The organism is Knoellia sinensis KCTC 19936 (assembly GCF_000768705.1).
GTDB lineage: Bacteria > Actinomycetota > Actinomycetes > Actinomycetales > Dermatophilaceae > Knoellia > Knoellia sinensis.
Genome location: NZ_AVPJ01000002.1, coordinates 131,450 through 156,972, shown reverse-complemented (window position 1 = coordinate 156,972; position 25,523 = coordinate 131,450). Strand labels below are relative to the sequence as shown.

The 25,523-nt window shown below is 68.3% G+C and carries 28 protein-coding genes and 1 pseudogene; 9 read left to right on the top strand and 20 right to left on the bottom strand.

Annotated elements, in window-relative coordinates:
* Together N802_RS03490 and N802_RS03485 are read left to right on the top strand one after the other, a co-directional pair.
* Positions 1-789, top strand: a complete 789-nt coding sequence (locus N802_RS03490; protein ID WP_035912836.1) for an exodeoxyribonuclease III — start codon at positions 1-3, stop codon at positions 787-789.
* Positions 786-1,658, top strand: coding sequence for an alpha/beta fold hydrolase (locus tag N802_RS03485; RefSeq protein WP_035912283.1), 873 nt, complete (start codon positions 786-788; stop codon positions 1,656-1,658). Before N802_RS03490 ends, N802_RS03485 begins: the two co-directional genes overlap by 4 nt.
* Here the strand turns inward: N802_RS03485 and N802_RS03480 are convergent.
* Both N802_RS03480 and N802_RS03475 read right to left on the bottom strand, forming a co-directional pair.
* A complete protein-coding gene (locus N802_RS03480) occupies positions 1,633-2,271 on the bottom strand; it encodes a hypothetical protein (RefSeq protein ID WP_035912279.1) in 639 nt (212 codons plus the stop codon). The two genes, N802_RS03485 and N802_RS03480, sit on opposite strands and share 26 nt — an antisense overlap.
* On the bottom strand, positions 2,268-2,801 hold the full coding sequence (locus N802_RS03475; protein ID WP_052109384.1) for an RNA polymerase sigma factor: 534 nt from the start codon (positions 2,799-2,801) through the stop codon (positions 2,268-2,270). The genes N802_RS03480 and N802_RS03475 overlap by 4 nt, the downstream gene beginning before the upstream one ends.
* A 145-nt stretch (positions 2,802-2,946) precedes the next feature.
* Here N802_RS03475 and N802_RS19275 point away from each other — a divergent pair, with 145 nt between their 5' ends.
* Together N802_RS19275 and N802_RS03465 are read left to right on the top strand one after the other, a co-directional pair.
* Positions 2,947-3,474 (top strand): superoxide dismutase family protein, encoded by a 528-nt coding sequence (locus tag N802_RS19275; RefSeq protein WP_052109383.1) that lies wholly within the window; start codon positions 2,947-2,949, stop codon positions 3,472-3,474.
* A complete protein-coding gene (locus N802_RS03465) occupies positions 3,453-4,052 on the top strand; it encodes an MFS transporter (protein WP_169743389.1) in 600 nt (199 codons plus the stop codon). The genes N802_RS19275 and N802_RS03465 overlap by 22 nt, the downstream gene beginning before the upstream one ends.
* On the opposite strand, the gene N802_RS03460 is transcribed toward N802_RS03465, so the two are convergent.
* The 16 genes and pseudogenes from N802_RS03460 to dnaK form a co-directional block, all read right to left on the bottom strand.
* The gene (locus N802_RS03460) at positions 3,962-5,590 is read right to left on the bottom strand and encodes an MFS transporter (protein WP_035912276.1); all 1,629 of its coding nucleotides are present in this window, start codon (positions 5,588-5,590) and stop codon (positions 3,962-3,964) included. The genes N802_RS03465 and N802_RS03460 overlap by 91 nt on opposite strands.
* Positions 5,571-6,269 carry an LppX_LprAFG lipoprotein gene (locus tag N802_RS03455; protein WP_035912275.1) on the bottom strand — a complete coding sequence of 233 codons (699 nt, stop codon included), beginning with the start codon at positions 6,267-6,269 and terminating at the stop codon, positions 5,571-5,573. The genes N802_RS03460 and N802_RS03455 overlap by 20 nt, the downstream gene beginning before the upstream one ends.
* 30 nt (positions 6,270-6,299) lie before the next feature.
* Complete coding sequence (gene clpB, locus N802_RS03450) at positions 6,300-8,864, bottom strand: ATP-dependent chaperone ClpB (protein ID WP_035912273.1); 2,565 nt, start codon at positions 8,862-8,864, stop codon at positions 6,300-6,302.
* A gap of 92 nt (positions 8,865-8,956) precedes the next feature.
* A complete protein-coding gene (locus N802_RS03445; RefSeq protein ID WP_052109382.1) occupies positions 8,957-10,453 on the bottom strand; it encodes an LCP family protein in 1,497 nt (498 codons plus the stop codon).
* Positions 10,454-10,508: 55 nt separating this feature from the next.
* On the bottom strand, positions 10,509-10,862 hold the full coding sequence (locus N802_RS20765) for a hypothetical protein (protein WP_052109381.1): 354 nt from the start codon (positions 10,860-10,862) through the stop codon (positions 10,509-10,511).
* A 25-nt stretch (positions 10,863-10,887) separates the two neighbouring features.
* A pseudogene (locus N802_RS21100) lies at positions 10,888-11,415 on the bottom strand (SGNH/GDSL hydrolase family protein); the annotation flags it as partial.
* 107 nt (positions 11,416-11,522) lie between these two features.
* Positions 11,523-12,773: an ATP-binding protein gene (locus N802_RS03430; protein WP_035912269.1), complete on the bottom strand. Its 1,251-nt coding sequence runs from the start codon at positions 12,771-12,773 to the stop codon at positions 11,523-11,525.
* A gap of 55 nt (positions 12,774-12,828) precedes the next feature.
* Entirely contained in the window at positions 12,829-13,140 is a 312-nt protein-coding gene (locus N802_RS20140) for a hypothetical protein (protein ID WP_156971262.1), read from the bottom strand.
* A 235-nt stretch (positions 13,141-13,375) separates the two neighbouring features.
* The gene (locus tag N802_RS03420; protein ID WP_035912265.1) at positions 13,376-13,927 is read right to left on the bottom strand and encodes a gluconokinase; all 552 of its coding nucleotides are present in this window, start codon (positions 13,925-13,927) and stop codon (positions 13,376-13,378) included.
* Positions 13,928-13,966: 39 nt separating this feature from the next.
* A complete protein-coding gene (locus N802_RS03415; RefSeq protein ID WP_035912261.1) occupies positions 13,967-15,091 on the bottom strand; it encodes a trypsin-like serine peptidase in 1,125 nt (374 codons plus the stop codon).
* Positions 15,092-15,170: 79 nt separating this feature from the next.
* Positions 15,171-15,440 (bottom strand): hypothetical protein, encoded by a 270-nt coding sequence (locus tag N802_RS03410; protein WP_035912258.1) that lies wholly within the window; start codon positions 15,438-15,440, stop codon positions 15,171-15,173.
* A gap of 60 nt (positions 15,441-15,500) precedes the next feature.
* Positions 15,501-16,850 carry an NADP-specific glutamate dehydrogenase gene (gene gdhA, locus N802_RS03405; RefSeq protein ID WP_035912256.1) on the bottom strand — a complete coding sequence of 450 codons (1,350 nt, stop codon included), beginning with the start codon at positions 16,848-16,850 and terminating at the stop codon, positions 15,501-15,503.
* 174 nt (positions 16,851-17,024) lie between these two features.
* Positions 17,025-17,495, bottom strand: coding sequence for a heat shock protein transcriptional repressor HspR (locus N802_RS03400; protein WP_035912255.1), 471 nt, complete (start codon positions 17,493-17,495; stop codon positions 17,025-17,027).
* Position 17,496: 1 nt separating this feature from the next.
* The gene (locus N802_RS03395) at positions 17,497-18,522 is read right to left on the bottom strand and encodes a DnaJ C-terminal domain-containing protein (RefSeq protein ID WP_035912252.1); all 1,026 of its coding nucleotides are present in this window, start codon (positions 18,520-18,522) and stop codon (positions 17,497-17,499) included.
* Between the two features lie 37 nt (positions 18,523-18,559).
* The gene (gene grpE, locus N802_RS03390) at positions 18,560-19,261 is read right to left on the bottom strand and encodes a nucleotide exchange factor GrpE (RefSeq protein ID WP_245613815.1); all 702 of its coding nucleotides are present in this window, start codon (positions 19,259-19,261) and stop codon (positions 18,560-18,562) included.
* Entirely contained in the window at positions 19,258-21,168 is a 1,911-nt protein-coding gene (dnaK, locus tag N802_RS03385) for a molecular chaperone DnaK (protein WP_035912249.1), read from the bottom strand. The genes grpE and dnaK overlap by 4 nt, the downstream gene beginning before the upstream one ends.
* Before the next feature lie 206 nt (positions 21,169-21,374).
* On the opposite strand from dnaK, the gene N802_RS03380 reads away from it, so the two are divergent.
* Positions 21,375-21,701 carry a hypothetical protein gene (locus N802_RS03380; RefSeq protein WP_035912247.1) on the top strand — a complete coding sequence of 109 codons (327 nt, stop codon included), beginning with the start codon at positions 21,375-21,377 and terminating at the stop codon, positions 21,699-21,701.
* A gap of 120 nt (positions 21,702-21,821) precedes the next feature.
* On the opposite strand, the gene soxR is transcribed toward N802_RS03380, so the two are convergent.
* Complete coding sequence (gene soxR, locus N802_RS03375) at positions 21,822-22,295, bottom strand: redox-sensitive transcriptional activator SoxR (RefSeq protein ID WP_035912244.1); 474 nt, start codon at positions 22,293-22,295, stop codon at positions 21,822-21,824.
* A gap of 73 nt (positions 22,296-22,368) precedes the next feature.
* On the opposite strand from soxR, the gene N802_RS03370 reads away from it, so the two are divergent.
* Positions 22,369-23,070: an SDR family NAD(P)-dependent oxidoreductase gene (locus N802_RS03370; RefSeq protein WP_035912242.1), complete on the top strand. Its 702-nt coding sequence runs from the start codon at positions 22,369-22,371 to the stop codon at positions 23,068-23,070.
* 1 nt (position 23,071) lies between these two features.
* A complete protein-coding gene (locus tag N802_RS03365) occupies positions 23,072-24,139 on the top strand; it encodes an S-adenosylmethionine:tRNA ribosyltransferase-isomerase (RefSeq protein ID WP_035912240.1) in 1,068 nt (355 codons plus the stop codon).
* 10 nt (positions 24,140-24,149) lie between these two features.
* Here the strand turns inward: N802_RS03365 and N802_RS03360 are convergent, their stop codons facing one another.
* Positions 24,150-24,497 (bottom strand): nuclear transport factor 2 family protein, encoded by a 348-nt coding sequence (locus N802_RS03360; protein ID WP_035912237.1) that lies wholly within the window; start codon positions 24,495-24,497, stop codon positions 24,150-24,152.
* A 129-nt stretch (positions 24,498-24,626) separates the two neighbouring features.
* Here N802_RS03360 and N802_RS20135 point away from each other — a divergent pair, with 129 nt between their 5' ends.
* Both N802_RS20135 and N802_RS20130 read left to right on the top strand, forming a co-directional pair.
* Positions 24,627-24,764: a hypothetical protein gene (locus tag N802_RS20135; RefSeq protein ID WP_156971261.1), complete on the top strand. Its 138-nt coding sequence runs from the start codon at positions 24,627-24,629 to the stop codon at positions 24,762-24,764.
* Positions 24,765-24,823: 59 nt separating this feature from the next.
* Positions 24,824-25,351 (top strand): hypothetical protein, encoded by a 528-nt coding sequence (locus tag N802_RS20130; protein WP_156971260.1) that lies wholly within the window; start codon positions 24,824-24,826, stop codon positions 25,349-25,351.
* Positions 25,352-25,523 lie beyond the last annotated feature (172 nt).

Sequence of the window (25,523 nt, the reverse complement as noted above, 5' to 3'; positions counted from 1 at the left end):
GTGCGAATCGCGACCTGGAACGTCAACTCCATCCGCTCCCGCATCGACCGCGTCGAGGCGTGGCTGCAGCGGACCGACGTCGACGTCCTCGCGATTCAGGAGACGAAGTGCCGCGACGACCAGTTCCCGTTCGATCGCTTCGAAGCGATGGGGTATGCCGTGGCGCACCACGGTCTGTCGCAGTGGAATGGCGTCGCGATCGTTTCCCGCGTCGGACTCGACGACGTGAGTCGTGGCTTCCCTGACCTGCCGCACTGGGGCGAGCCGGCCGCTGCGGAAGCTCGCGCGATCGGGGCCACCTGCAACGGTGTCCGCCTCTGGTCCCTCTACGTCCCCAACGGTCGGGCTCTCGGCGACCCGCACATGGACTACAAACTCGCCTGGCTGGAGCAACTGCGGGTGCAGACCGCAGCGTGGGCGGCAGAGCAGACGCCGTTCGCCCTCATGGGCGACTGGAACATCGCGCCGCAGGACGAGGACGTCTGGTCGATGGAGTACTACCTCGACAAGACCCACGTGAGCCCACCCGAGCGCGCCGCGTTCCAGGCCGTGCTCGACGCCGGTGTCTCGGACGTCGTCCGACCGCACACGTCGGAGCCGGGGACGTTCACCTACTGGGACTACACGCGGCTCGCGTTCCAGAAGCGGCGCGGCATGCGGATCGACTTCATCCTCGCGAGCGACCCACTGGCTCAACGCGTCAGCGGTGCCGCGATCGATCGCGAGGAGCGCAAGGGCAAGGGCGCGAGCGATCATGCTCCCGTCGTCATCGAGGTGGAGGACGCATGACCAAGCCGACCAGCGTGGCCACGAGGACGCTGTCGATTCCGGCTCCGAACGGTGCGATGCTCTCCGCGACCGAGCACCTCCCCGACGGGCCCGTCGACGCCGGCTCCCCCACTGTCGTCCTCGCCCACGGCTGGACGCTCACTCGACAGGCCTGGGCGCGCGTTGTGCGAGAAGTCCAGTCGCACAGGGCAGTTCGCGTCATCACCTACGACCAGCGCGGTCACGGCAGGTCGACCTGGGGTTCGGTCCGGTCACAGCCCATCAAGGACCTCGGTGACGACCTTGCGGCCGTCATCGCGGCGACGGCACCGAACGGACCTCTCGTCCTCGGCGGGCACTCGATGGGCGGTATGACAGTCATGGCGTATGCCGGCCGCCACAGTTCCGACTTCACCGACCGGGTCCGCGGCACCGTCCTCGTGTCCACCGCGGCATCCATCCCCGACCGCAAGGCCGTTCCCGGCGAGGCCTTCCTCATGGGCGCGATGGCACGCCTCCCCCTCGTGTCGCTGCGACCCGTGCCTGCGGGCCTTCACCGTTGGACCAACTTCGGCGAGAACCCCGAGAAGGCGGCCGTGAACGAGGTGGGGCGCATGATCAACGCCACCCGTCTGGCCACGACGGGTCGCTACTACTTCTCACTCACCGGGCTCGACGAGCGCGAGGCGCTGGCGACGATCGCCACCCGACCGTCACACGTCATCGGCGGCACCAAGGACCGGATCACCTTCTTCCGCTGGATCCGCAGCGTGCACGAGGGCATCGCCGGCTCCGAGTTCACGATCCTCCCGGGCAAGGGGCACATGCTCCCCTACGAGGCCACCGACGTCGTCGCCGATGCCCTCATCGGGATGATTGACGAGAGCTGACGCCCTCGCTCGGCGTCGGGAGTCGGCGATTGAGGGAGAAGAGCCGTCCGAGCACGGGCATGAGGACGATGTTGAGTCCGTGCAGGATCCCGATGATGAGCAGGATCCCGCCGATGCGCGCCAGCTCGAACGTGATCTGACCGGCGGTGACGTTGGTGATCGGGCGCGCGTCGGACCATCCGTCCTGCGGTGCGACTCGCACCGAGAACAGGATGTAGGCCGTGAAGATCAGGTAGTAGACGATGTCGGTCAGCACGATGTAGCTCTTGCCGGTGAGCGGGTTGTCGTGGAAGACATCCGCGGCGTACGCCCGCCCGAACCTCTTGATGAATGGTCCGAGCCACAGGGCGATGGCGATGAGCACGAGGTTCGTGGCGACTTCGAGGATCCACCAGGGCATGGCGAGGGCTCCGTTCACTCGAGGTGTGAGGGTGAGGACTGCGGTGGCGATGACGATCACGACGAGGACGCCAGCCAGTGACCACTTCAGGATCGACCCGCGACGATCGCGGTCGGCCTCGATGCTCTCGCAGACGCGCTCGAAGAGGTCGGGCGAGGGTTCCATCGGGTAGTCGGACAGGGCTCGGGTGAGACGGTCCTCGAGGTTGCTCATCGGCCCGCCTCCAAGGTCTGTGTGAGGGCCGCGAGCCCTCGCTGAAGATGCGTCTTCACGGTGTTGCTCGAGAGGCCGAGGGTCTCTGCGATGTCGGGGATGGACAGGTCGAGGTAGTAGCGCAGGGTCACGCAGTCGCGTTGGCGGCGCGGCAGGTCATGCAGTGCGTCGATGACCTGCTGCCGCTCGGCCCGGCTGGCCGCGTCCTCCTCGGCCGATGGCGCGTCCGGCTGTGCGGGAGGTCTATGGCGGAGCGACACCAGACCTCGACGGTTGTGGTCGCGTGCCAGATTGATGACGATCGAACGCAGGTATGCCGCCGCGCTGCCGGGTGTGCGGATCCGCCCTGCCGAGCGAGACAGGCGAATGAAGGCCTCCTGGACCAAGTCCTCGGCCGCCGTGCGGTCGTCGAGGTAGAACCGCGCCAGTCGTGTCAGGGAGCCCGCCTCCTTCGAGAACAGTTCGACGATGTCCGCGCCCGCGACCCAGAGGTCGATGTGCTCGAGAGATGCCCCGGGAGCGGACTCCATCGCCCTGACAGACGCACTGGATGGGCCCTCCGGGTGACGCGAATCCCCAAGTTTTTCAACCTTTTTCGCGCTGTCACCCGGCAGGCCCAGTTCGACGTCTGCATCGGTATCGACACCCCGTCGACTTCGCAGAAAGGGCACCTCGATGATCACCTCCACCCGCCTCCGCACAGCAGTTGGCGCCACCGCCATCGTCCTCCTGACCGCCACCCCCGCGCTGGCCCTTGGACCATTTGCTCGCTCGTCAGGAACGCTCAGCGACTTCGCGCCTTCGGCGTCCGGCCCGTTCGACGGCGCACGCGCGCGCGTCCAGCTCGTGGAGTCGAGCAAGGACAGTCACGCTGTCTTCACGGTCAAGGGCATCGGCGCGTCAGCGAACGGCAACACCTATGGAGCGCACCTCCACGACGGTCCGTGCATCGCCGGCAACGGCCCCGCCGCCTTGGGCCACTACAACGCGCACGCCCACGCGGGCGTGGACCCCGTGAAGGTCAACGACGAGACCGAGATCTGGCTCGACTTCACCGTCGACGACGGCACGGGAACCGCCACCGCCAAGGTGCCGTTCGTCCCGAAGTCCGGCGCCAGGTCCGTGGTCATCCACGCTCAACCGACCAACCCGTCGACCGGCGGCGCCGGTGACCGCCTCGCATGTCTCACGGTGTCGTGGTGATGGCCCTGCTGCGCCGCCTCGGCGCCGGACTCATCCTCGGGGTGCTGACCGGGATCGTGGCGCGGGGCTTCATGCGCCTGGTCACCGTTGAGCCCGAGTTCTCGTGGGCGGGCACGCTGCTCATCATCACCATCTTCACGATCGCCGGTGTCGCCCTGGCCGCTGCCTACGACGTGAAGCAGCGCCATCGGTCGAGGTGGTGGAAGCTCCTCGCGCTGCCGTCCATCCTGCTCGGCTTCGGTCAGGGCATGTTCATGCTGCCCGGCATCCTCGCCTTCTCGCTTCTCCTGTCGAGGCAACGGTGGATGCGTGTCACCGGACTGCTCCTCCTGTCGGCCTTCCTCGCAGTCAGCAAGCCACTGATCGGCGCGTCAGATGCACCCTTCACCCTACGAATGGCGCTCGGCGTGGCCGTGATGCTCGGGGTCTGCGCCGCGATCGCGACCGCCCTACGGGCGGCCCTGACCGGGTGGGTCCCGCGGGAAGGTCAGGCGCGGCGGGTGATGCCGAGGCTGAGCGAGGAGATGGCACCGATGACGGCAGCGATCGCCGCTCCCCGGAAGACCCACTCGACCTGAACGATCGCGGCGTCGAGCAGCGCCTGCCCGTCCGTCTGGTCGGGCAACGCTGCGACGGCGGCGTAGTACTGGTTGAGCCCGATCGCCGTGAGCAAGGCCAGTCCGACGACCATCCCGATCATCCGGGCCACGACCACGAGCGCACTGGCAGTGCCGTGCGCATCCTCGGGCGAGTCGGCAAGGGCAGCGTTGTTCACTGGGGCCAGGGCCAACCCGATGCCGAGCCCGACGAGGGCCAGCACCACGGTCGACGAGAACTCGGCAAGCGATCCGCGTCCCCATGTCGACATGACGACCAGACCGACAGCGGCCAGCAGCAGGCCAACGCCACTGACGAGTCCGTCGCCGAGCCACCGCAGCGACCACCCGCCCACCAGCGCGCCAACCGGGACCGCCACGAGGAAGCGCACCAGGACGAATGCCGCGACCGTCTCACTCTCGGTGTGGACGAGGCGCGCGAGCAGGGGCACGTCGACGATGACGGCGACGAGCGCGACCCCGACACACAACGACACGAGCAGTGCCCACCGGGTCCGGCCCACGACGACGCCACGGGGCACGAGCGGCTGACCGGCCCGCCGGTGGTGCAACAGGTAGAGACCTGCGAGCAGCGCCGCGACCGGGAGCAGCGCAAAGCCCAGAGGGCCCACAACCTCCTTCTCCGGATCCGCCGCGGCGAAGGTGAGGACGATGCACCCGAGCGCTCCGCCCAGCAACAGCGCACCCAGGAGATCCGCCCGGCGCAGCACCGCCCAACCGCTTCGAACCCACAACGCGACAGCCGCCAGCGTCAGCACCACGGCGGCTACCCCGATCGGCGTCGCCAACCGCGACGTCGAGTCCCCGAAGGGCACGAACGGCACACCCAGTGACACCGACGTCGTGAGTGACTCGGGAGCGGCCAGCGCGAGCCAGCCGACGGCACCGGCCACGAGCGTGACGGCCACGGGCAGCGCGCGGGGGCGGGACGGCATACCTCCTCCGACGGCGACCACAGCGGCAGCAAGCACGACGCCGAGCACGGCGTTGAGCCAGAAGATCGCGCGCCAGTCGGCCACCGCGAGGACGGCCGCGCCGAGCACCGGACCCAGCACGGAACCCAACTCCTGCACCGCCCCGACGACCCCCAACGGTGTGCCCCGTCGGTCGGCGTCCCACAGTTGCGCCACGATCGCCAGGGTGGCCGGGACGAGCCCACCACCCCCGACGCCCTGGATGACGCGGCCCGCGACCAGCACGGGGAGTTCGACCGCGAGCGCGGTGATCGCCGAGCCGACGACGAAGACGGCGAGGCACCCCAGGAGCACCTTCTGGCGCGAGGTGAGGTCCGCGAGCCGGCCGATGAGCGGCAGCACTGCGATGTAGCCGAGAAGGAAGCCGGAGATGATCGGGGTCGCCCGCTGGAGCGCGTCGATGCCGATCCCGACACCGGCCATCATGTCGGTGAGGGCGAGCACGACGACATAGGTGTCGGCCGCGGCGAGCGCGACCGCGACGGAGGCCGTCGCGAGCAGCGCCCTAGGGGCGGGTGATCTCAACAGACTTCCCGTAGTCCTTGAGGCGCAGGGTGAAGGTCGAGGTCGCCCCGGCGAAGAACGGCCCCTTCATCGTGGCGAGTTGGAGCTTGTCACCCTCGGCGATGCCATAGGTCACCTCGAAGCTCCCCGTGCCGTCGCCCAGGTTGAACAGCTCCTTGATCCGGCTGCCCGGGAGCGTCCCGCTGTATTGCTGCAGCACCGCTGCGCCGTCGCGGACCTCGCTGCCGGCCTTGGGGTCGGTGGTGTCGACGAGCAGCTGGGAGATGCCCTTGGCCGGGTCGAAGAAGTCCGAAGGGTTGGGCGCCCCGAGGCTCCCGAGATCGGTCTCGTTGTAGCCCGGGGTGAAGAACTTCATGTATGCCGTGTCACCGATCGTGATGACCTCGGCCGCGCCCGTGACGCCATTGATCGTCGCCGTGACGTTGCCCTTGAACTTCGGCTCCGTGGCGCTGATCTCCCCCGTGCCGATGGCGCCCGTGACGCCGTTCTCGGTCTTGGGGACGTCCTTGCTGGACAGGGTCAGGCCCACGAACTTGGCCTGGTCGAACTGGGTCTTGGCGGCCACCAAGGCGGCCTTGGGGTCGGCATTGGCCTCCGGCTCGCCACCACCGGAACAGCCCACGAGGACCAGGACGGCGGCGACGGAGACGGAGTTGGCCAGCAGGGTGCGTCGTCGCATGGCGCACACCCTACTGGCCGGTCGCGTCCGTCAGAGGAGGGTGAGTCCTTCGCCATCCCGGTCGACGGTCACGGTCTCACCGTCGCGCACCTCGCCGGCAAGGAGGGCGCGCGCCAACCGGTCACCGATCTCCTTCTGGACGAGTCGCCGAAGCGGACGAGCGCCGTATGCCGGGTCGTATCCGGTCTCGGCGAGCCACTCGCGTGCCGCGTCGGTCACCTCCAGATCGATGCGACGGTCCTTGAGCCGCGTGCCGAGGGCGCGCACCTGGAGTTCAACGATGTGGGCCAGCTCGTCGCGAGTCAGCGGGTCGAAGATGACGACCTCGTCGAGGCGGTTGAGGAACTCGGGCTTGAAGGACGAGCGCACGGCTGCCATGACGGCCTCCCGCTTCGCGTCCGGCTCCATGATCGGGTCGATGAGGAACTGGCTGCCGAGGTTGCTCGTCATGACCAGGATGACGTTGCGGAAGTCGACCGTCCGCCCCTGCCCGTCCGTGAGGCGACCGTCGTCGAGCACCTGAAGGAGAAGGTCCCATGTTTCTACGTGCGCCTTCTCGACCTCGTCGAGGAGCACCACCGAGTAGGGCCGACGACGGACGGCCTCGGTGAGCTGGCCGCCCTCCTCGTGCCCGACGTAGCCAGGAGGTGCGCCGATGAGGCGGGCGACGGCATGACGCTCGGAGTACTCGGACATGTCGATGCGGACCATCGCCCGCTCGTCGTCGAAGAGGAAGTCGGCGAGGGACTTGGCGAGCTCGGTCTTGCCGACGCCGGTGGGTCCGAGGAAGAGGAACGAGCCCGTGGGTCGGTCGGGGTCGGCGATGCCGGCGCGGCTGCGCCGCACCGCGTCGGCGACGGTCTGGACCGCCGACGACTGACCGATGAGGCGCGAACCGATGATCGACTCCATCGACAGCAACTTCTCGGTCTCACCCTGGAGGAGACGACCGGCCGGGATTCCGGTCCATGCCGAGATGACCTCGGCGATGTCGTCGGCGCCGACACGTTCCTTGACCATGGGATCCGTGTCGCCCTTGGCCACCTCTGCCTCGCTCGCGGCCGCGAGCTGCTGCTCGAGCTCGGGGATCTCGCCATAGAGCAGCCGTGAAGCACCCTCGTAGTCGCCGTCGCGCTGCAGGCGCTCGGCTCGGGTGCGGGCCTCGTCGACCTGGGCCTTGAGGTCACCGACGCGGTTGAGGCCGGACTTCTCGGCGTCCCAGCGGGCGTTGAGGCCGGACAGCTGCTCCGACTTGTCGGCAAGGTCCTCGCGCAGCCGGGCCAGTCGCTCGACGGAGGCGTCGTCGGTCTCGCGCTCGAGGTGGAGCTCCTCCATCTTGAGCCGGTCGACGGCGCGACGGAGCTCGTCGATCTCGATCGGGCTGGAGTCGATCTCCATGCGCAGCCGCGAGGCTGCTTCGTCGACGAGGTCGATGGCCTTGTCGGGCAGCTGGCGGCCAGTGATGTAGCGATCCGACAGCGACGCCGCCGCAACGAGCGCGGAGTCCTCGATGGTCACCTTGTGGTGCGCCTCGTAGCGCTCCTTGAGCCCGCGCAGGATCGCGATGGTGTCCTCGACCGAGGGCTCGCCGACGAAGACCTGCTGGAAGCGGCGCTCCAGCGCTGGGTCCTTCTCGACGTGCTCGCGGAACTCGTCGAGCGTCGTCGCGCCGACGAGACGAAGCTCGCCACGGGCCAGCATGGGCTTGAGCATGTTGCCCGCGTCCATGGCCGAGTCGCCGCTCGCACCCGCACCCACGACGGTGTGCAGTTCGTCGATGAACGTGACGATCTGGCCGTTGCTTGCCTTGATCTCCTCGAGGACGGCCTTGAGGCGCTCCTCGAACTCGCCGCGGTACTTCGCACCGGCGACCATCGCGCCGAGGTCGAGGCTGATGAGCCGCTTGTCCCGCAAGGACTCCGGCACGTCGCCGTCGACGATGCGCTGGGCGAGGCCCTCGACGACGGCGGTCTTGCCGACGCCGGGCTCACCGATGAGGACAGGGTTGTTCTTGGTCCGGCGCGACAGCACCTGGATGACGCGGCGGATCTCGGAGTCGCGGCCGATGACCGGGTCGAGCTTGCCGTCGCGGGCCATGGAGGTGAGGTCCGTGCCGTACTTCTCGAGAGACTCGCTGCCGCTCTCCTGAGCATCCGACGTGACCTTGCGCCCGGCACGCAGCTCGTCGATGCGGGCCTCCACTGCCTGGGCCGCCGACTTCTCAACACCGGGCAGCGCGCCCTTCTCGACGAGCGCCAGGACGAGCAGGTCGGTGGCGAGGTGGGTGTCACCCTTGGCCGCCATGAGCGTGCTCGCCTGCTGGAGCACGCCGAGGGCAGCCTGCCCGAGCGACGGTGAGGTGGCGCTGGGACCGGAACTCACCGGCATACGGGACAGCGCGGAGCGCGCCGCAGAGGTGACGGCGTCCACGGAGGTGCCGGCCGCTTCGAGCAGAGCCGGCGTGGACGTCTCGGGCTGCTCGGCGAGGGCGAGCGCCAGATGGTCAGGGGTGATCTCGGGGTGGCCCGCCGTCTGCGCGGTGCGCTGCGCGAGGGCCAGCGCCTCGGCGACCTTGGTCGTCGGGGTGAGTTCCATCGTGGATGTCTCCTGAGGGGCGTGGGGTCACGGGTTCTTCAGGGTTCAACCAGCACAGAGTTGAGTTGATTCCGCTCAACTCTGTGCTCTTGTCAGCAGGCCGTCGAGATGTCCTCCACCTCGTCGGTCGGCTCGCTCGGGGACGGGCTTGCTCCGGATTCGCTCGGAGTGTCACTCGGCTCCGGTGCCGACGTCGTCGGCGCCGCCGACGTGGTGGGCTGCGGCGAAATCGCGTTCTGGACGAGTTCGCGGATCTGGTCGTAGTCGGGGTCGACCACGTTGACGACCTTGTTGGTGATCGGAAGGCTCCGGACCGAGCCCTTCTCCTGAAGCGTGCCCACGAGTTCGGCCCAGGCGGGGAGCTCCGATGTGGGGATGTCAAGGGTGACGTTGTCCTTGATGACTTCGGCAAGCGAGGGGTAGTTGCGGAGCAGCGCGATCGGGTCGGCCTGGTTGAGGATCGCGCCGGTCACGCATCGTTGCCGGCGCATGCGGCTGAAATCGTCACTGCCGGCGCGGGAGCGGGCGTACCAGAGGGCGTGGTAGCCGTCGAGGTGCTGCTGGCCCGGCTCGATCCAGCGCTCCACCCCGTTGTTGAAGATGATGCGGCCGCCGCTGGAGAGCTTGCAGCCGACGCAGATGCGCTCCTTGACGTTGATGTCGATGCCTCCCATGGCATTGACGAGCGCCTGGAAGCCACGCAGGTTGACCACGAGGGAGCGGTCGATCTCGAGACCGAGGATCTCGCCGATGACGTCGCGGGTCGTCGTGAGGCCGGGATTGTCGTCGCCGGGGAAGAGGGTCGGGTCCGCCTCGGCCTGGTCGGCAGCGAGCGTCCAGATGCCGTTGAGGAGGCACTCGTCGCCACAGTCGTAGCCATTGGGGTAGAGCCTCGAGAGAGGGTTGTCCGACGGGATCGGCGCGTGCTCGAGGTTGCGCGGCAGGCTGAAGAGCACTGCGTCGCCGGACTGGGTGTCGATGCTCGCCACCATCATCGAGTCCGTCCGCACACCGACGCGGTCGTCGGCGGCGTCGGAACCGAGCAAGAGCACGTTGACCCGGGGCTTGTCGGCCCAGGCGTTGGCCTCGGCATCCTCGCCGCCGCCGGTGAGGACCTGGACGACGTCGTGCTGGATCGTGAGGTAGCGGACCGCAGTGGCGGCGGGGGCCAGGATGACGAGGCAGCAGAATGCTGCGAAGGCCGCACGCAAGGCGCTGCCGCGGCCGTTCGGTGCTGTCTCCCGGGCCGTCAGGAGAATGCCCGTCACCCAGAGGAGCGCCCCCGCGATCACTGCCACGAGGATGCCGATGAGCACGCGGGGACGGACGGCGAGGTCGAGGGCGGCCGTGACGAAGCCCTTGCGCCAGGCATAGAAGAGCACCAGGGCGCCTATGAGCAGGAAGCTGAGGAGAAGGAGCCTGCCGAAGTTCCGTCGCCGCGTGCCGAGAAGTCCGGCACCGGGAAGGAGCGTGCTCAACGCAGTCAGACCGAAGAAGCGACGGGAACTGCCATAGAGGTCGGAGTAGTCGTCGTACTCGTCTTCGTAGGGGTCTTCGTAGTCGCGGTAGCGACGTTCGCGAGGGGGCACTGCCTCATCATGCCGCCTGCAGGTGCCCCGTGAACGGCGCTGGCTCGAACTGGACTCAGATCGTTGCTGATCGCTCCGTGGGTGCGACGTCGAGCCACGGGAACGTCGAGGCCGGACGCACCGGCACGGACCACTTCGGGACGACGAGTTCGCGTCGAGATGCGCCCGTCGCCCACCGGGCGATGTGGGGGGCGGCGTGCTCGCGCCACCACTCGATTTCGTCGGCGACGGCCTGGGCCCACTTGGACGGCTGAGGGGCCGCCTCGAGTTCCGGGGCTCTCGGCGCGGGGGTGTGCAGTCCGAGGAGGTGCGCGACCTGGGTGGCCAGGCGTTGGTGGCCGATCGGAGAGGGGTGGACTCGGTCGCCGGCCCAGAGGCGGGGGTCGCGCCAGGCCGCGCGCGGAGACATCGGCGATGAGGGCGCCACGATCGGCGGCGATCTCGCGCAGGCTCTCGTTGAGGGCGCGGACGCGTGCGCGGATGGGGCTGAAGACAGGCGAGCCGCTGATCTCGAACCCGGTGAACACGATGACCGTCGTAGCCGTCGCGGTCGCGGTCGCGGTCGCGGGCACGGAAGCGGTCGCGGGCACGGAAGCGGTCGCGGGCACGGAAGCGGTCGCGGTCAGGGTCGCGGTCGCGGCGGTGGCGAACTGGGCGAGGGCGTGATCGATCGGCGCGAGGACGTTGTCGAGCCTGAGCCTCGGTCGCAGGAGGTCGTTGCCGCCGGCCCAGATGGTCACGATGTCGGGACGCATGTCCAGCGCTGCGGGCAGTTGCTCGGTGGCCACGTCTCGGGCGGTCTTGCCGCGCAGAGCCAGGTTGGCGTAGTCGCTGCTCGGGTCCCGCTGCGCGAGGAGTTCGGCAACGAGGTCGGCCCAACCGCGCAGCCCGTTGGGCCACGACGGGTGCGGGTCGCCGACTCCTTCCGTGAGTGAGTCGCCGAGGGCGACGAACCTTGTCACGAGCGGACCGTATGCCGTCCGCTCACCTCCGCCGCGACCGTTCGTTGACGCGTGGCGGACCAGTGAGCGAACAACAGCTGACGCCCAATCCGTGTCCAGCCACAGCGTCAGGCGCCCAGGAGACCCAGAGGGACGACGGCGATTCCGTCCGGCCGACGGTAGGCCGTGGTGCCCGTCGTGATGATCATGAGGTCGACGACGTCGCCCCCCAGCTGCTCGCGCAGCCACCGAAGGTGTCGCCCATCGGCGTCGGTGGCGTTCGCTGCGAGCTTGACCTCCACACCGAGGACTTGCCCTTCGGGACCTTCGACGACAAGGTCCACCTCGTGATCACCATTGCGCGTGCGGAGGTGTCCAACCCGAGCCTCCGCAGCCTGCGCGGCGACGCGCACCGTCAGCGTGGCCAATGACTCGAACAGTGGGCCGGCCATGGGGGCGCCAGGCCCAGACGCGAGCGTGCGCGCCGAGAGGTTGAGCAGGCGCGCGGCCAGCGCGGGGTCGGCGAGTTGGTGCTTGGGTGCCTGCTGAAGGCGGGCAAGTGGGTTGCGCGCGGGGCTCCATCCCGGAACCGGATCGAGGAGCCACAACTGCGTGAGGTGGTCGCGGTAGGCGATCGTGGTCGTCTTGGCGGGCTGGGAGCCATCCCCGACGGTCGTCGCATCGAGGATCCTCGTGTAGGACGCGGAGGTCGACGACGACGCTGCGTAGGCCGTGAGCCACCTGCGCAGCGTCTCGGGTCGACGCACGGCAAAGCCAACGTCCGGGAGGTCCCGATCGATGACGCGCTGAAGGTAGACCTCGAGCAGTCCGCGGGTCAGGCGTCGGGGCTGGCGATGGATGCCGGGGAAGCCACTGGACTCGATCGCGTCGAAGTAGGCGACAACGGTCAGGTCGGTGCGACCCGAAACGGTTGCGTGCTCGCCGCGCAGGAGACGGCCGATGCTCACCGTCGGGGCCACGATGCCTCGTTCGTGAAGTGCCATCGGCCTCATGCGCAGCGACAGGATGCGCCCGGCCCCGCTGTGCGTGTCGATGCCCTTGGCTGGTGTCGCACTGCCGGTCAGCAGAAATCGGCCTGGCGTGACTCCGTCGTCGACGCGGCGACGAACGGAGTCCCAGACCTCCGGGAGGCGCTGCCACTCGTCGAGGAGCAACGTGCCCGGAGGCGCAGCGCGGAACGACGGATCAGCCTCGAGCAATGCCCGTTGCGCCGGGTCGTCCAGCAGCCACGAATGATCGGCGCGACGCCTCGCGGTGGCCGTCTTGCCAACCCCTTTGGCGCCGTCCAGAGCGATGGCAGGCGCGATCGCAAGCAGGTCATCGAGTTCCGCGTCGACAGTTCTGGCGAGATATGCCATGTCACTACACTACCAATAGCAACTGTTCTACGCTACCAATAGCAGCTCCTAAACGCTACCTTGAGCAGGTCGCGTCGGCGACAGTGAAGACGTCATGTTGAGCCCCCCCGCCCAGCCAGTCCTCGCAATCCTCGAGCATGCTCTGCGCGCCTGCTCGGTCCAAGTCAGACAGCTTCAGGGTCGCCAAGCCGGCCTCGAGGCACTTGCTCAACAGTGCCACCGCGGGGAGGTCGAAACCTCGAACCATGAAGATGGCCGGATCCACCAGGACAACGCCAGCGGGAACCTCACTCTGCAGCGCGTCACGGAGCCGGATGGCTTGGTCGTACTCCAGCCCGGGGATATCCAGAGACCAGTAGTCGCTCATCACTTCGCAATCCATGTGCGTCGGCAGTCGTACGTCCCCAGTCTCTGCGTGGGGGTTCCAGCGCCTGGGGGAACGCCTCGGAGTGCTCTCGGTCGTGAGGCCGAGGCCTCCCCGGTGGGCCTGCAGTTCGAACTGCGTCAGCTGCGGCAGGACCACCTTGCCCGTGGGGGCGTCGGGCGTGGCGTATGCCGGGACGTGACCAACGAACGAACTTCTCGTATGCCGTCCACCCCCCTCAGCCCTCGCCCGCACCTCCACGGTCTGCACCCTCGAGCCAGACGACAGCCTCGTCGACGAGTTGTTCGGGTGAGTGCGTGAGGTCGAGGACGACCCCGGACTCGTCGGGCTCGAGCGCCTCGAGCGTGTCGATCTGGGACTGGAGCAACGCGGGCGGCATGAAGTGTCCCTTGCGCCCCTTCATCCGTTCCGCGATGACCTCCGCCGGCCCATGCAGGTGGATGAAGTCGAGGGATTCCAAGCCCTGACGAAGCCGGTCGCGATAGATGCGGCGTAGCGCGGAGCACGTGATGACCGTCGACTCGCCATCCGCGGCTCGCTCCACCATCCACTCGTTGAGTGCCTCGAGCCAGGGCCAGCGGTCCTCGTCGGTGAGCGGCGTCCCGGCCTCCATTTTGGCGATGTTGGCCTTGGGATGGAACTCGTCCGCCTCTGCGAAGGTCCAGCCCGTCCGTTTCGCGATGCCCTCGGCGACCGTCGACTTGCCGGACCCGGACACCCCCATGACGATCACGTGTCGTGCGGGCTGGTCGTTCGGCGCGTCGTCCATGACGATGAACCTACCGACTCGGCGCCCGGAGCAACCGCGTCACGGGTGCTCGTTGCGCGCCCTGATGATGAGGTCGACCATCTTGGAGCCGCCACTGGCACCGTTGGAGGACTCGTTCTGCCAACTCTGATCGGCGACGACGCGTGGCCAGGGCTCACCTTCCCACCATCCGAACATCGGTCCGCCGGACTGTCCGGGGATGACGTCGGCCGTGTGAAGGAGCGCCTGGGCCGAGTCGTTCTGAGTGTCATGACCATCGAGCGCGAAATCGCCGACGAAGATCGGTCGGGTCCCGCCCGCCACGTCCTCCGGGTAGCCGATGTGGCTCCAATAGGTTCCACCGTCCCAGGTGTCCGTGTAGCTCTTGGATCCCATCCAGCCGGTCAGGTCACCGATCCGCCGATCGAGCACGACGACGACGTAGTCGTGGCGTTCCTCAGTGCCCTCGATGAACGGTCCGAAAACCTGCTCCTGCCAATAGATGTGGGTTCCCCAGGCCTTGCCGAACGGCGCGCTGCCGTCGAAGTAGCTGGGGGTGAAGTTGATCCAGCCAGCGACATACGGATCGGGGTTGGTGATCCACCCGATGGCGTGGCTGCAGGTGAGCAGGTGACGCGGCCCGACCATCGAGCCCGACGCCCAGCCACCGTTGGAGGTCTCGACCCGGCCGGTCGTGCACCATGGGAACGAGGTGTCGTTGAAGGCGTAGCGGTCCTCGGGCGGGAAGATCGTGGTCGCCCACTTCACCTCGGGATCGTCCGCGTCGACCTTGGTCCGCTTCAGGCGGCGGCGCAGTTGCCGGTCCAGCTTGCCTGGCTGGACCTTGAGTGCCAAGTGGTCGGGCAGGAAGCCCTCGACGTGCTGTGGATACTCCTCCTCCACAAGCAGGGTGCGGCGCGCGGAGAGCTTGGTGCCTTCGACTCCGGGTGGGAAGGTGTGGACGCCGATCGCTGTGCGTGGCACGTCGAGGTCGACCCGGAAGGTCCGCACGCCCTCTGGTCCCTTGTGGGTGGGCTGGACCTCGCTGACGTCGGCGATCTCGGGGATCGGCTCACGCCCAGTGAGGAAGAGCGTCTCGCGGATCGCGGTGTCGGGCATCTCGGCTTGGGCCTCGCGCTGCCCGACCTTGCTGGCGAGATCTTGATAGGCGATGGGCTCGGACATGGCTGCTCCTGTCGTGAGGGCCGAGGAAGTCTCGACGTCAGAGAGGAGTTCGGGCACTCATCCGAAATACGTGCGAGGGTCAGCGTGCGGTTGGTTCCGGGTCGTACCAGCCATCGTTGTCCTCGGCCAGGGCTCGGAAGCGGTCGCGCAGCCCACCGGCAACCGCCCCCGATTCGTCGGTCACCGTGGCCTCACGGACATGCACCGCCCACTCGTGGTCCTCGGCGTCGTCCTCACCGGCGTGGGCGACGCGCGTGACCCGGACTTCGGTGAAGCCCTCCTCCGCGAGCTCGTCGGCGATCTCCTCAGCCGTCTCGCGCTCAGGGAAGAGCATCAGGTGCTCACTCATGAGATCCGAGTATGCCGTCCGTCCACCTCCGAGGGCGGAGTACCCGCCGCAGCACTGCGGTCAGATCACGCCGTGGGCCAGCATCGCGTCGGCGACCTGGATGAACGCCGACGTGTTGGCGCCGACGACGTAGTTGCCGGGCGAGCCGTACTCGTCGGCTGCGGCAGCGGTGCGCTCGTGGATGCCACGCATGATCTGGGCGAGCCGTTCCTCGGTGAAGTCGTGGCTCCACGAGTCGCGTGAGGCGTTCTGCTGCATCTCCAGCGCGCTCGTCGCGACGCCACCGGCGTTGGCGGCCTTGCCCGGGCCGAAGAGCACGCCGGCGTCGGTGAGCAACCGCACCGCGTCTGGGGTGGCGGGCATGTTGGCCCCCTCCGCGACGGCGATGCACCCGTTGTCCACCAAGGCCTTCGCGCCCTGCTCGTCGAGCTCGTTCTGCGTCGCGCACGGCAGGGCCACGTCGCACGGCACGTCCCAGATGGACCCGCCCGCGACGAACCTGGAGCGGTCGCCCCGCTCCTCGGCATAGTCGCTCATCCGCCCGCGACGGACCTCCTTGACGTCCTTGAGCAGGTCGAGGTCGATGCCGGTCTCGTCGACGACATAGCCGCCCGAGTCGGAGACGGCCACGACCGTCGCTCCCAGGTGCTGGGCCTTCTCGACGGCGTGGATGGCCACGTTGCCAGACCCGGACACGACGACCGTGCGACCGTCGAGGGAGTGTCCACGCGCCCGGAGCATCTCGTCGGTGAAGAAGACCGTGCCGTAGCCGGTGGCTTCCTTGCGGACCGCGGAGCCGCCCCAACCCAAGCCCTTGCCGGTGAGGACCGCCGACTCGTAGCGGTTGGTGATGCGCTTGTACTGCCCGAACAGGTAGCCGATCTCGCGTCCACCCACGCCGATGTCACCGGCCGGAACGTCGGTGTATTCGCCGATGTGGCGGTAGAGCTCGGTCATGAAGGACTGGCAGAAGCGCATGACCTCGCCGTCGGAGCGACCCTTGGGGTCGAAGTCGGAGCCGCCCTTGCCGCCACCGATCGGAAGTCCGGTCAGGGCGTTCTTGAAGATCTGTTCGAAGCCGAGGAACTTGACGATGCCCAGATAGACGCTGGGGTGGAAGCGCAGGCCTCCCTTGTAGGGCCCGAGTGCGGAGTTGAACTCGACGCGGAAGCCTCGGTGGATCTCGACGCGGCCCTTGTCGTCGGTCCACGGCACGCGGAAGATGACCTGGCGCTCAGGCTCACAGATGCGCTCGATGACCCGGGCCTCGCCGTACTCCGGGTGCTTGGCCATCACCGGACCGAGACTGTCCAGCACCTCTTGGACCGCTTGGTGGAACTCGGTCTCGCCGGGGTTCCGACGCAGGACGAGTTCATGGATGGCCTGCAACTGGGCGGTCGGCGCGGACATGGGCATCCTCCCGATGGCGTATGGGTGTTCCCCAATCACGCTAGACCGAAGTCCGAGGAGCGGACGCACCGCCCACGTCGTGGACAGGCCCCATGCGACTTTGTGCCCGATTGGGACAGGCTCGGTCGGCCGAAGGCCTCCTCAGCCTGTCCCAATCGGGCACAAAGTCGGGAGTTACGGGCGCCAGAGGACGAGGGCCTGCGAGGCAGACGCAACACCCGATGCCGCACCGGGGCGGCGGCGTGGGCGCTCCCCCAGCCGGCTCGCGAGGATCTCGCCTCCGGGACCCACCGAGAAGACCCGCGAACCGCCCGACCGTGCGACCTCGAGGCGCTCCACCTCGCGAGTCAGCTCGGCGACTCGGGACCGGAGTGCCTCGACGTGGTTCTCGAGTTCGAGGATGCGCGCGATGCCGGAGAGACTGACGCCCTCCTCCTGCGAGAGTCGCTGCACCTCACGAAGGAGCTCTACGTCGCGCGCGGAATAGCGGCGCCCGCCACCGCGGGTGCGAGACGGCGTGACGAGCCCCAGCCGGTCGTACTGGCGCAGCGTCTGCGCATGCATCCCCGCGAGCTCGGCCGCGACCGAGATGACGAAGACGGGAGCCTCGTCATCCGGCCGCGGCGCACTCGCACGGGTGGCCATGTCAGACCTTGGCCTGCTCAGTCAGGGAAGCACGTGGATCAACATCGGCGGCCTCGGCCTGTAGGACCTCGATGGCCTCACGGGCCTTGTCCGACAACGCTTCCGGCACGACGACCTGCACCTTGGCCAGGAGGTCTCCGGTCTTGGACGCACCAGTGACACCACGACCCTTGACACGCAGGACACGACCCGATGGGGTGCCCGGCGCGATGCGCACCTTGACGTGGGCGCCGTCCAGGGTGGGCACCGAAACCGTGGCGCCGAGAGCCGCCTCGGCGAACGTCACCGGCAGGTCGATCGTGAGGTTGTCACCGTCGCGGCCGAAGACCGGGTGCTTCTGCACCGAGACGGTCAACATGAGGTCGCCGGCGGCAGCCCCGGGCTCACCCGGTTGACCCTTGCCACGCAGGCGAATCTTCTGACCGTCCTTGACACCGGCGGGGATGCGCGCGGTGATCGTGCGGCCCTCCGCGGTCCGCAGGGTGACGGTCGAGCCCTCGACGGCGTCGCGGAAGGGCAGGGTCGTCGACGCCTGGACGTCTGCGCCCTTGCGCGGGCCGCGCGGAGCGCCGTAGCCGGCATACCCCGCTGGCGCGCCACGAGCAGCGCCGCCAGCCGCACCACCGAACATCTGCGACAGCAGGTCGTTGATGTCGTCGCCGCCACCGGGATAGCCACCGCCGGTGTCGAAACGCACGCGCGACCCACCGCCGCCACCACCGAAGTGGCTGAAGATGTCGTCGAAGCCGCCGTTGCCGCCAGGGCCGCCTGCCGTGAAGCGGGCGCCGCCGCGCGCCATCTGGCGCACCGCGTCGTACTCCTCACGCTGCTTGCTGTCCGACAGCACAGCGTGGGCCTCGCCGATGTCCTTGAACTTCTGCTCGGCCGCCGCATCACCCGGGTTCTTGTCCGGGTGATGCGTGCGAGCAAGCTTGCGATAGGCCTTCTTGATCGCGGCGGCGTCAGCGTCCTTGGAGACGCCGAGGATCGCGTAGAAGTCCTTCTCGAACCAGTCCTGGCTCGCCATCAGCGCCTCCTCTCGGTCAAAGGCCCCTCACACTGCATCATTCTCGGTCAGCGACGGCCACTCGCGCGGGGCGCAGGACCTGGTCGCCGGAGCGGTAGCCCGGCTGGAGCACCTGCACGACGGTCGTCGCCGTGGCGTCCGACGGCAGTTCGGGGTTCGAGGCATCCCACGCTGCGTGCATGAGGGCCTCGTGCTGCATCGGATCGAAGACCTCACCCACAGCACCGAAGCGGTCCAGGCCGAACTTGCCGAGGGTGCCCTCGAGCTTGTCGGCGATCGCCGCGAACGGACCGTCCGTGAGGTCGCCGTGCTCACGCGCCAGCTGGATGTCGTCGAGCACGGGCAGGAGCGTCTCGAGGACGTCCCGCACGGCGCGCTCCTGGACCGCGGCACGGTCCCGGTCGACGCGCCGCTTGTAGTTGACGTACTCGGCGTTGAGGCGCTGGAGGTCGTCGAGGCGCTGAGCCGCGAGCGCGGTGTCCGGGTGCTCGGCACCGCCCTCACCCGCAACGTCAGCGTCAACGGTCGCACCAGCAGCCGTTCCCGCTGACGTTGTGGAGGCGGCGGGGGCGGTGGCCCCGGCAGCGTTGCCCGCCGGAGCCACCTCCTCACCGTCGTTGATCGACTCGGTGTTGATCGCGTCCTCGCCCTCGGCGGCGTCAGCCGCCGTCTCGGAACTCTCGTCCACGATCTCGCCGTCGAAGATCTCTTCCTCACCCGGCATACGGGAATCGGTCACTTCTTGTCCTCGGCGGGCTCGTCGTCCTCGACGACCTCGGCGTCAACCACGTCGGAGTCGTCGTTGTCCTGGGCGCCGGCCTGCTCCGCACCATCCGAAGCCTCGCCGCCGGGAACGTCACCGGACTCGCCCTGCTCGGCCGCCGCGGCATACATCGCGGCGCCCATCTTCTGGGACTCCTCGTTGAGGTGGTCGATCTTGGCCTGGATCTCGTCGCGCGAGAGCGTCGACTCGGGCTTGATCGCGTCCTTGAGGTCGGCGAGGGCGGTGTCGACCGGGCTGCGCTGGTCGTCCGTGAGCTTGTCGCCGGACTCGGCGAGGAACTTCTCGGTCGAGAAGACGAGCGACTCGGCCATGTTGCGGGTCTCGGTCTCCTCGCGGCGGGCCTTGTCCTCCTCGGCGTGGGCCTCGGCGTCCTTGACCATGCGCTCGATCTCCTCCTTGGACAGCGCGCTGCCGCCCGAGATGGTGATCTTCTGCTCCTTGCCGGTGCCGCGGTCCTTGGCCGTCACGTGGACGATGCCGTTGGCGTCGATGTCGAACGTGACCTCGACCTGCGGGACGCCACGCGGGGCGGGCGCGATGCCGGAGAGTTCGAAGGTGCCGAGCGCCTTGTTCTGCTGCGCGATCTCGCGCTCACCCTGGAAGACCTGGATGAGAACGCTGGGCTGGTTGTCCTCAGCGGTCGAGAAGACCTCGGAGCGCTTGGTCGGGATGGCCGTGTTGCGCTCGATGAGCTTGGTGAAGAGCCCACCCTTGGTCTCGATGCCGAGCGAGAGCGGCGTGACGTCGATGAGGAGGACGTCCTTGCGCTCACCCTTGAGGACACCGGCCTGGAGGGCAGCGCCGAGAGCGACGACCTCGTCCGGGTTGACGCCCTTGTTGGGCTCCTTGCCCCCGGTGAGCTCCTTGACGAGGTCGGTCACGGCCGGCATGCGGGTCGAGCCACCGACGAGGACGACGTGGTCGATGTCGCCGAGCGCGATGCCGGCGTCCTTGATGACGTTCTGGAACGGCTGCTTCGTGCGGTCGAGCAGGTCCTTGGTCATCTGCTCGAACTGGGCGCGGGTCAGCGTCTCGTCGAGGTGGATGGGGCCGTTCTCGCTCATCGAGAGGTACTGCATCGAGATCGTCGTCGAGCTGGCGGAGGAGAGCTCCTTCTTGGCCTGCTCGGCGGCGTCGCGCAGACGCTGCATGGCGATCTTGTCCTTGGACAGGTCGACGCCGGTGTTGTTCTTGACCGTGGTCAGGAGGTGCTGGACGACGCGGTCGTCCCAGTCGTCACCACCGAGCTGGTTGTCACCACTGGTCGCGCGGACCTGGATCGTGGAGAAGCCGTCCTCCGGGTCCTTGCCGACCTCGAGGAGGGAGACGTCGAAGGTGCCACCACCGAGGTCGAAGACGAGGATGAGCTCGTCCTCCTTGCCCTTGTCGAGGCCGTAGGCGAGGGCCGCCGCGGTCGGCTCGTTGACGATGCGAAGGACGTTGAGGCCCGCGATCTCACCGGCCTCCTTGGTGGCCTGACGCTCGGCGTCGTCGAAGTAGGCGGGGACGGTGATGACCGCGTCGGTGACGGGCTCACCGAGGTAGGACTCGGCGTCGCGCTTGAGCTTCTGGAGCGTGCGGGCGCTGATCTCCTGCGCGGTGTACTTCTTGCCGTCGATGTCCTCGCTGCTCCAGTCGGTGCCCATGTGGCGCTTGACGGAACGGAGCGTGCGGTCGGCGTTGGTCACGGCCTGACGCTTCGCGATCTCGCCGACGAGGACCTCACCGCCCTTGGAGAAGGCGACGACGGAGGGGGTGGTGCGACCGCCCTCGGCGTTCGCGATGATCGTGGGCTCGCCACCTTCGAGGACGGCGACGGCGGAGTTGGTGGTTCCGAGGTCGATACCGACTGCACGGGCCATGGGTGGGTCTCCTTTGTAGAGCGAGTTGAGTTGCCTGCACTCAAGTTAGGACGGTGTATGCCGTGTGGCAAATTCGCGCTTCCAAACTTGCGTTCACTCGACTCAACTCTCACGCCCACGATGTTGTTCCTTGCCCCCTCCAACGTGGCCGGCCGAAACGCGCGCTGCCGGGCGAGTTCTGGGGTCAGCGCCTCTAGCATGAGGCTGTGACTGCGGCCGAAGCATCCTTTCTGCTTGGCCCCGTCGGCGCGCTGCTTGTCGTGCCGACCGCCATGGCGACCCTCGTGTTGGCTCGCCCATCCAGGCGGGCGGCATGGGGAGGCGCTGCACTCGCTGCCGTCGTGGCCGCTTGCTGGCTGGCCTATTGGGTCAACTGGGGGTGGGTGTTCGACTACGCCGATGCCCTTCAACCTGTCCCGGCCTCGCTGGAGGTGAGGCAGACACGCCTGTCGGTGGCCACAGCCGTGGGCACTGTCGGGCTCGCACTTGCGGCTGGGATCACGTTGGCAAGGACGCGCGCCAGCGCGCGCTGACAGCGGCATGCGCCTACGGGCGCTGGGAAGCACAGCCGTCTTGTCGCGTGAACTGGCTCGGCAGGCCGCCGAGGCCGGACACGAGGTCACCCGTGCGATTCTCACCGGGCAGCGACGGGTCTAGTTCGGAGGGTGCTGCTCGCGGAGGAGCCTGGGTAGGAAGGCGGCACCCGGAGCCGTCTTGGTCGAGGCGGCCCAGTCGCCGGGGTTCGAGATTCCGCACCGCTGCAGGGACAGACAGCCGCAACCGATGCAGGAGTCGAGCCCGTCACGAAGGCGCTCGAGTGCGGCGATCTGTTCGTCGAGCCGCCCGCGCCAGTGGCGGGTGATCCGTTGCCAATCGGCCCTGGTGGGCGTGCGACCCTCCGGCAACCTCTGCAGCTCGTCGCGAATCTCTTCGAGCGAGAGTCCGACGTTTGACGCCGCCCTGATGAAGGCAAGCCTTCTCAGGACACTGCGTTGATACCGGCGCTGGCCTCCGCCGGTGCGCTCCGACGCGATGAGGCCCTGCGCCTCGTAGTAGCGCAGGGCAGACGTGGCGAAGCCACTGCGCTGAGCGACGGTGCCGACGGACAGCACGTCACGGGAATCCATTTCGCCCCTTGACTTCAAGTTGACTTGAAGTTGCAGCATGACTCCGAAGACCTCACCACGTCAAGGAGTTCACATGTCTGTTGCCCTCATCACGGGTGGTTCCGCCGGTCTCGGTCTCGAGCTCGTCAAGGCTCTGGCCGCCCAGGGCTGGACCGTGATCACCGACGGTCGCGACGCCGACCGGTTGACTCTCGCGACGGCCGCTCTGCCCGGCGTCGTCGCCATCCCCGGCGACGTCACGGACGCCGACCACAGAGAGCTCCTCAAGAAGGCGATCGACGAACTTGGGCAGCTCCACCTCCTCGTCCACAGCGCCAGCACGCTCGGTCCCACCCCGCTACGCCCGCTCGAGACGATGACCATCGAGGACCTTCGCACCGTGTGGCAGACGAACGTCGGCGCACCGCTGGTCCTCACCTCGGGTCTGCTGCCCGCACTCAAGGCGTCCGCCGGAGTCCTCGTGTCCATCTCCTCCGATGCCGCGATCGAGCACTACGTGGGCTGGGGCCTCTACGGCGCGTCCAAGGCAGGCTTGGACCACGTCACCCTGACCTACGGGGAGGAAGCCGGCCTGACGGCATACGCGATCGACCCCGGTGACATGCGTACCCAGATGCACCAGGACGCCTTCCCGGGTGAGGACATCTCCGACCGGCCGCTTCCGGAGACTGTCGTGCCGCACGTCCTCGGCCTACTCGCCCAGCAGCCGCCGTCCGGGCGCTACAAGGCCGCCGACTTCCCCGCGGCTGACCAGCTCGCCACGCAGGGAGCCTGACGTGCCGGTCCTCACCAGCGCCCCGACTACGCGCTTTCGCGCGCCGGACGACACCACTGCACCCGCACCGGCCGAGGCCCGTGGCGTGGCCCGAGACGGCGTCCGTCTGCTCGTCGCCAACGGCACCGACCTCGTTCATGCGCACTTCCGGGACCTGCCAGATCACCTCGAGCCCGGCGATCTGGTGGTCATCAACAACTCGGCCACGGTCGCCGGTCAGATCGACGGACACCGTCGGGGTCATGGGGCAGTCGTCGTCCACGCTGCGACTCCCTTGAACGACGGCACCTGGGTGATCGAGCTGCGAACCGCACCCGACGCGTCATCACCCATCCTCGACGCCGACGTTGGCGAGCGCATCCAGGTCGGCCGGGTCACGCTCACCTTGCTCGGGCCCTACCCACGCCCGGACTCATCACCGACCGGCGTCGGCGATCGGCTCTGGCGAGCCCGGGCCGACGGCGATCTGTCGGACGCCTTGGGACGTCACGGGCGGGCGATCGCGTACGGCTATCTGGACCGTCGCTATCCACTCTCCGACTACCAGAGCGTGTTCAGCACCGTGCCCGGCAGCGCGGAGATGCCTTCTGCCGGAAGGCCATTCACCGACTCGGTCATCACGCGGCTTGTTGCCGGCGGCGTGGGCGTCGCACCGATCACCCTGCACACCGGTGTGTCCTCGCAGGAGGCCGGAGAGGCTCCGCAGGCCGAGCGGTTCGCGGTCCCCGAGGCCACGGCGCGACTCGTCAACGCCACACGAGCGACCGGGGCCCGCGTGATCGCCGTGGGGACGACGGTCACGCGGGCCCTGGAATCGGCCGTGACTCCGAGCGGTCGGGTGGAGGCCGCGCACGGCTGGACCGAGCGCGTCATTTCACCGGAAGAGCCGGCGCGCGTCGTCGACGGACTCATCACCGGTTGGCACGACCCGCACGCCTCGCACCTTCTCCTCGTGGAGTCGATCGCGGGCGCGGACCTGACCCAGGCGGCATACGACGCCGCCGTGGACCACGGATACCTCTGGCACGAGTTCGGCGACTCGGCGCTGCTGCTCCCCTCGAAGAGGTGAGGGGGCGGCGTCAGGCCCAGATGTACTCCTCGGCGATGGCGCCGTCCTTCCACTTGGCGACGGTGACCATGCGACTGCCGTCCTCGAACTCGCCGACGGCGCAAGTCCACTCACCGGATCCGAAGGCGATGGGGTGGGAGGTGATCTGGGGAGGGGTGCCACCCACCGACTCGACATAGGCCTTCATGGCGTCGATGTGCGCCTGGACGCCATCCGTGGGCTCCTGACCCTTCCAGTCCACGTGCACGTCGTCCGTGTGGTGGTGGGCGAAGACGCCGTCCCAATCGGCGTTGTTCCACCCCGTGAAGTCGAGGTCATCCATGCCCTTGAGGTTGGCGGCCACCTGGTCGTCTGACATGTCGCGTCCTTCCGTCGAGCTCTCAGGGGCCCGGGGCTGGGCCCTGCGATCGATCGTGGCAGTGCGCCCGACTCACGACAAGGGCTGGCACTCGGGCCGCTGTCAGTGCCCGGCCCTAGCGTTCGTCACATGTCAGACAAGACGGGATCCCGCCACCTGCGGGTCGTGCGCGACGCGAAGGCTGCCGCTGCCGAGGCTGAGCGCGTCGCCTACTGGGCGCGCCTCCAAGCACTTCGCGCCGAGCGCGAGCGCCTGAGGGCCGGCTGAAGGCAACTCAGCTTCGCGGAAGTGGGTCACACGACCTGCGGACTGGCTACCCTGCAGCCATGAGGGGACGCAGGGGAATCGTGGGATGGGCTGTCGCGGCGCTGGCGGTGGCCGCACTGACGGGATGCGGGACCCAGGTTGCATCTTCAGCCGATGGGGCGGCATCCCCTGCCACCGCTTCGACGAGACCCTCGCCGACGATCACGGCCACGGTGGCGCCGGAACCACCGGCCCCTCCTCCCACCGCTCCGGCACTCCCACCCGACCCCCGCGGGGCAAAGATGGGCCATGAGATCGTTCGGTTCGCCGCGCGCTACGCCGAGACCCTCGCAGCACAACTCGACAAGAACGAGCCGGGGCGCACCCACGCGGTCACCTGCACACCCGTGATGTTCCTGTGGTGGACGGGCGCCCACACGCCGTGCGAAGTCTCGATCGATGGCGGCACCCCCGTGGTGTGGACCGCCCTGACCCAGGAGCACCCGGACGAGCCGAGCGGGCGCCAGTACGTCGAGTTCACCGTCGGAGACCGGACGGATGTCCGACCGTGGCCCCCGTCCGTGCCGCCAGTCGCGCCCTCGAGTTAGGTCCTCCGACCATGCGCACGAGTGGTGACCGGAAACTTCCCAGGACGATGCGGATCGCGGTGGGGGCGATATCGATTGGCCTGTTGGCAGGCTGCAGCCAGCAGGCGGGACCGGTCCGACCAGAACCGACGCCGACTCCGACACCGTCGCCGACCATCACGGCCACAACGAC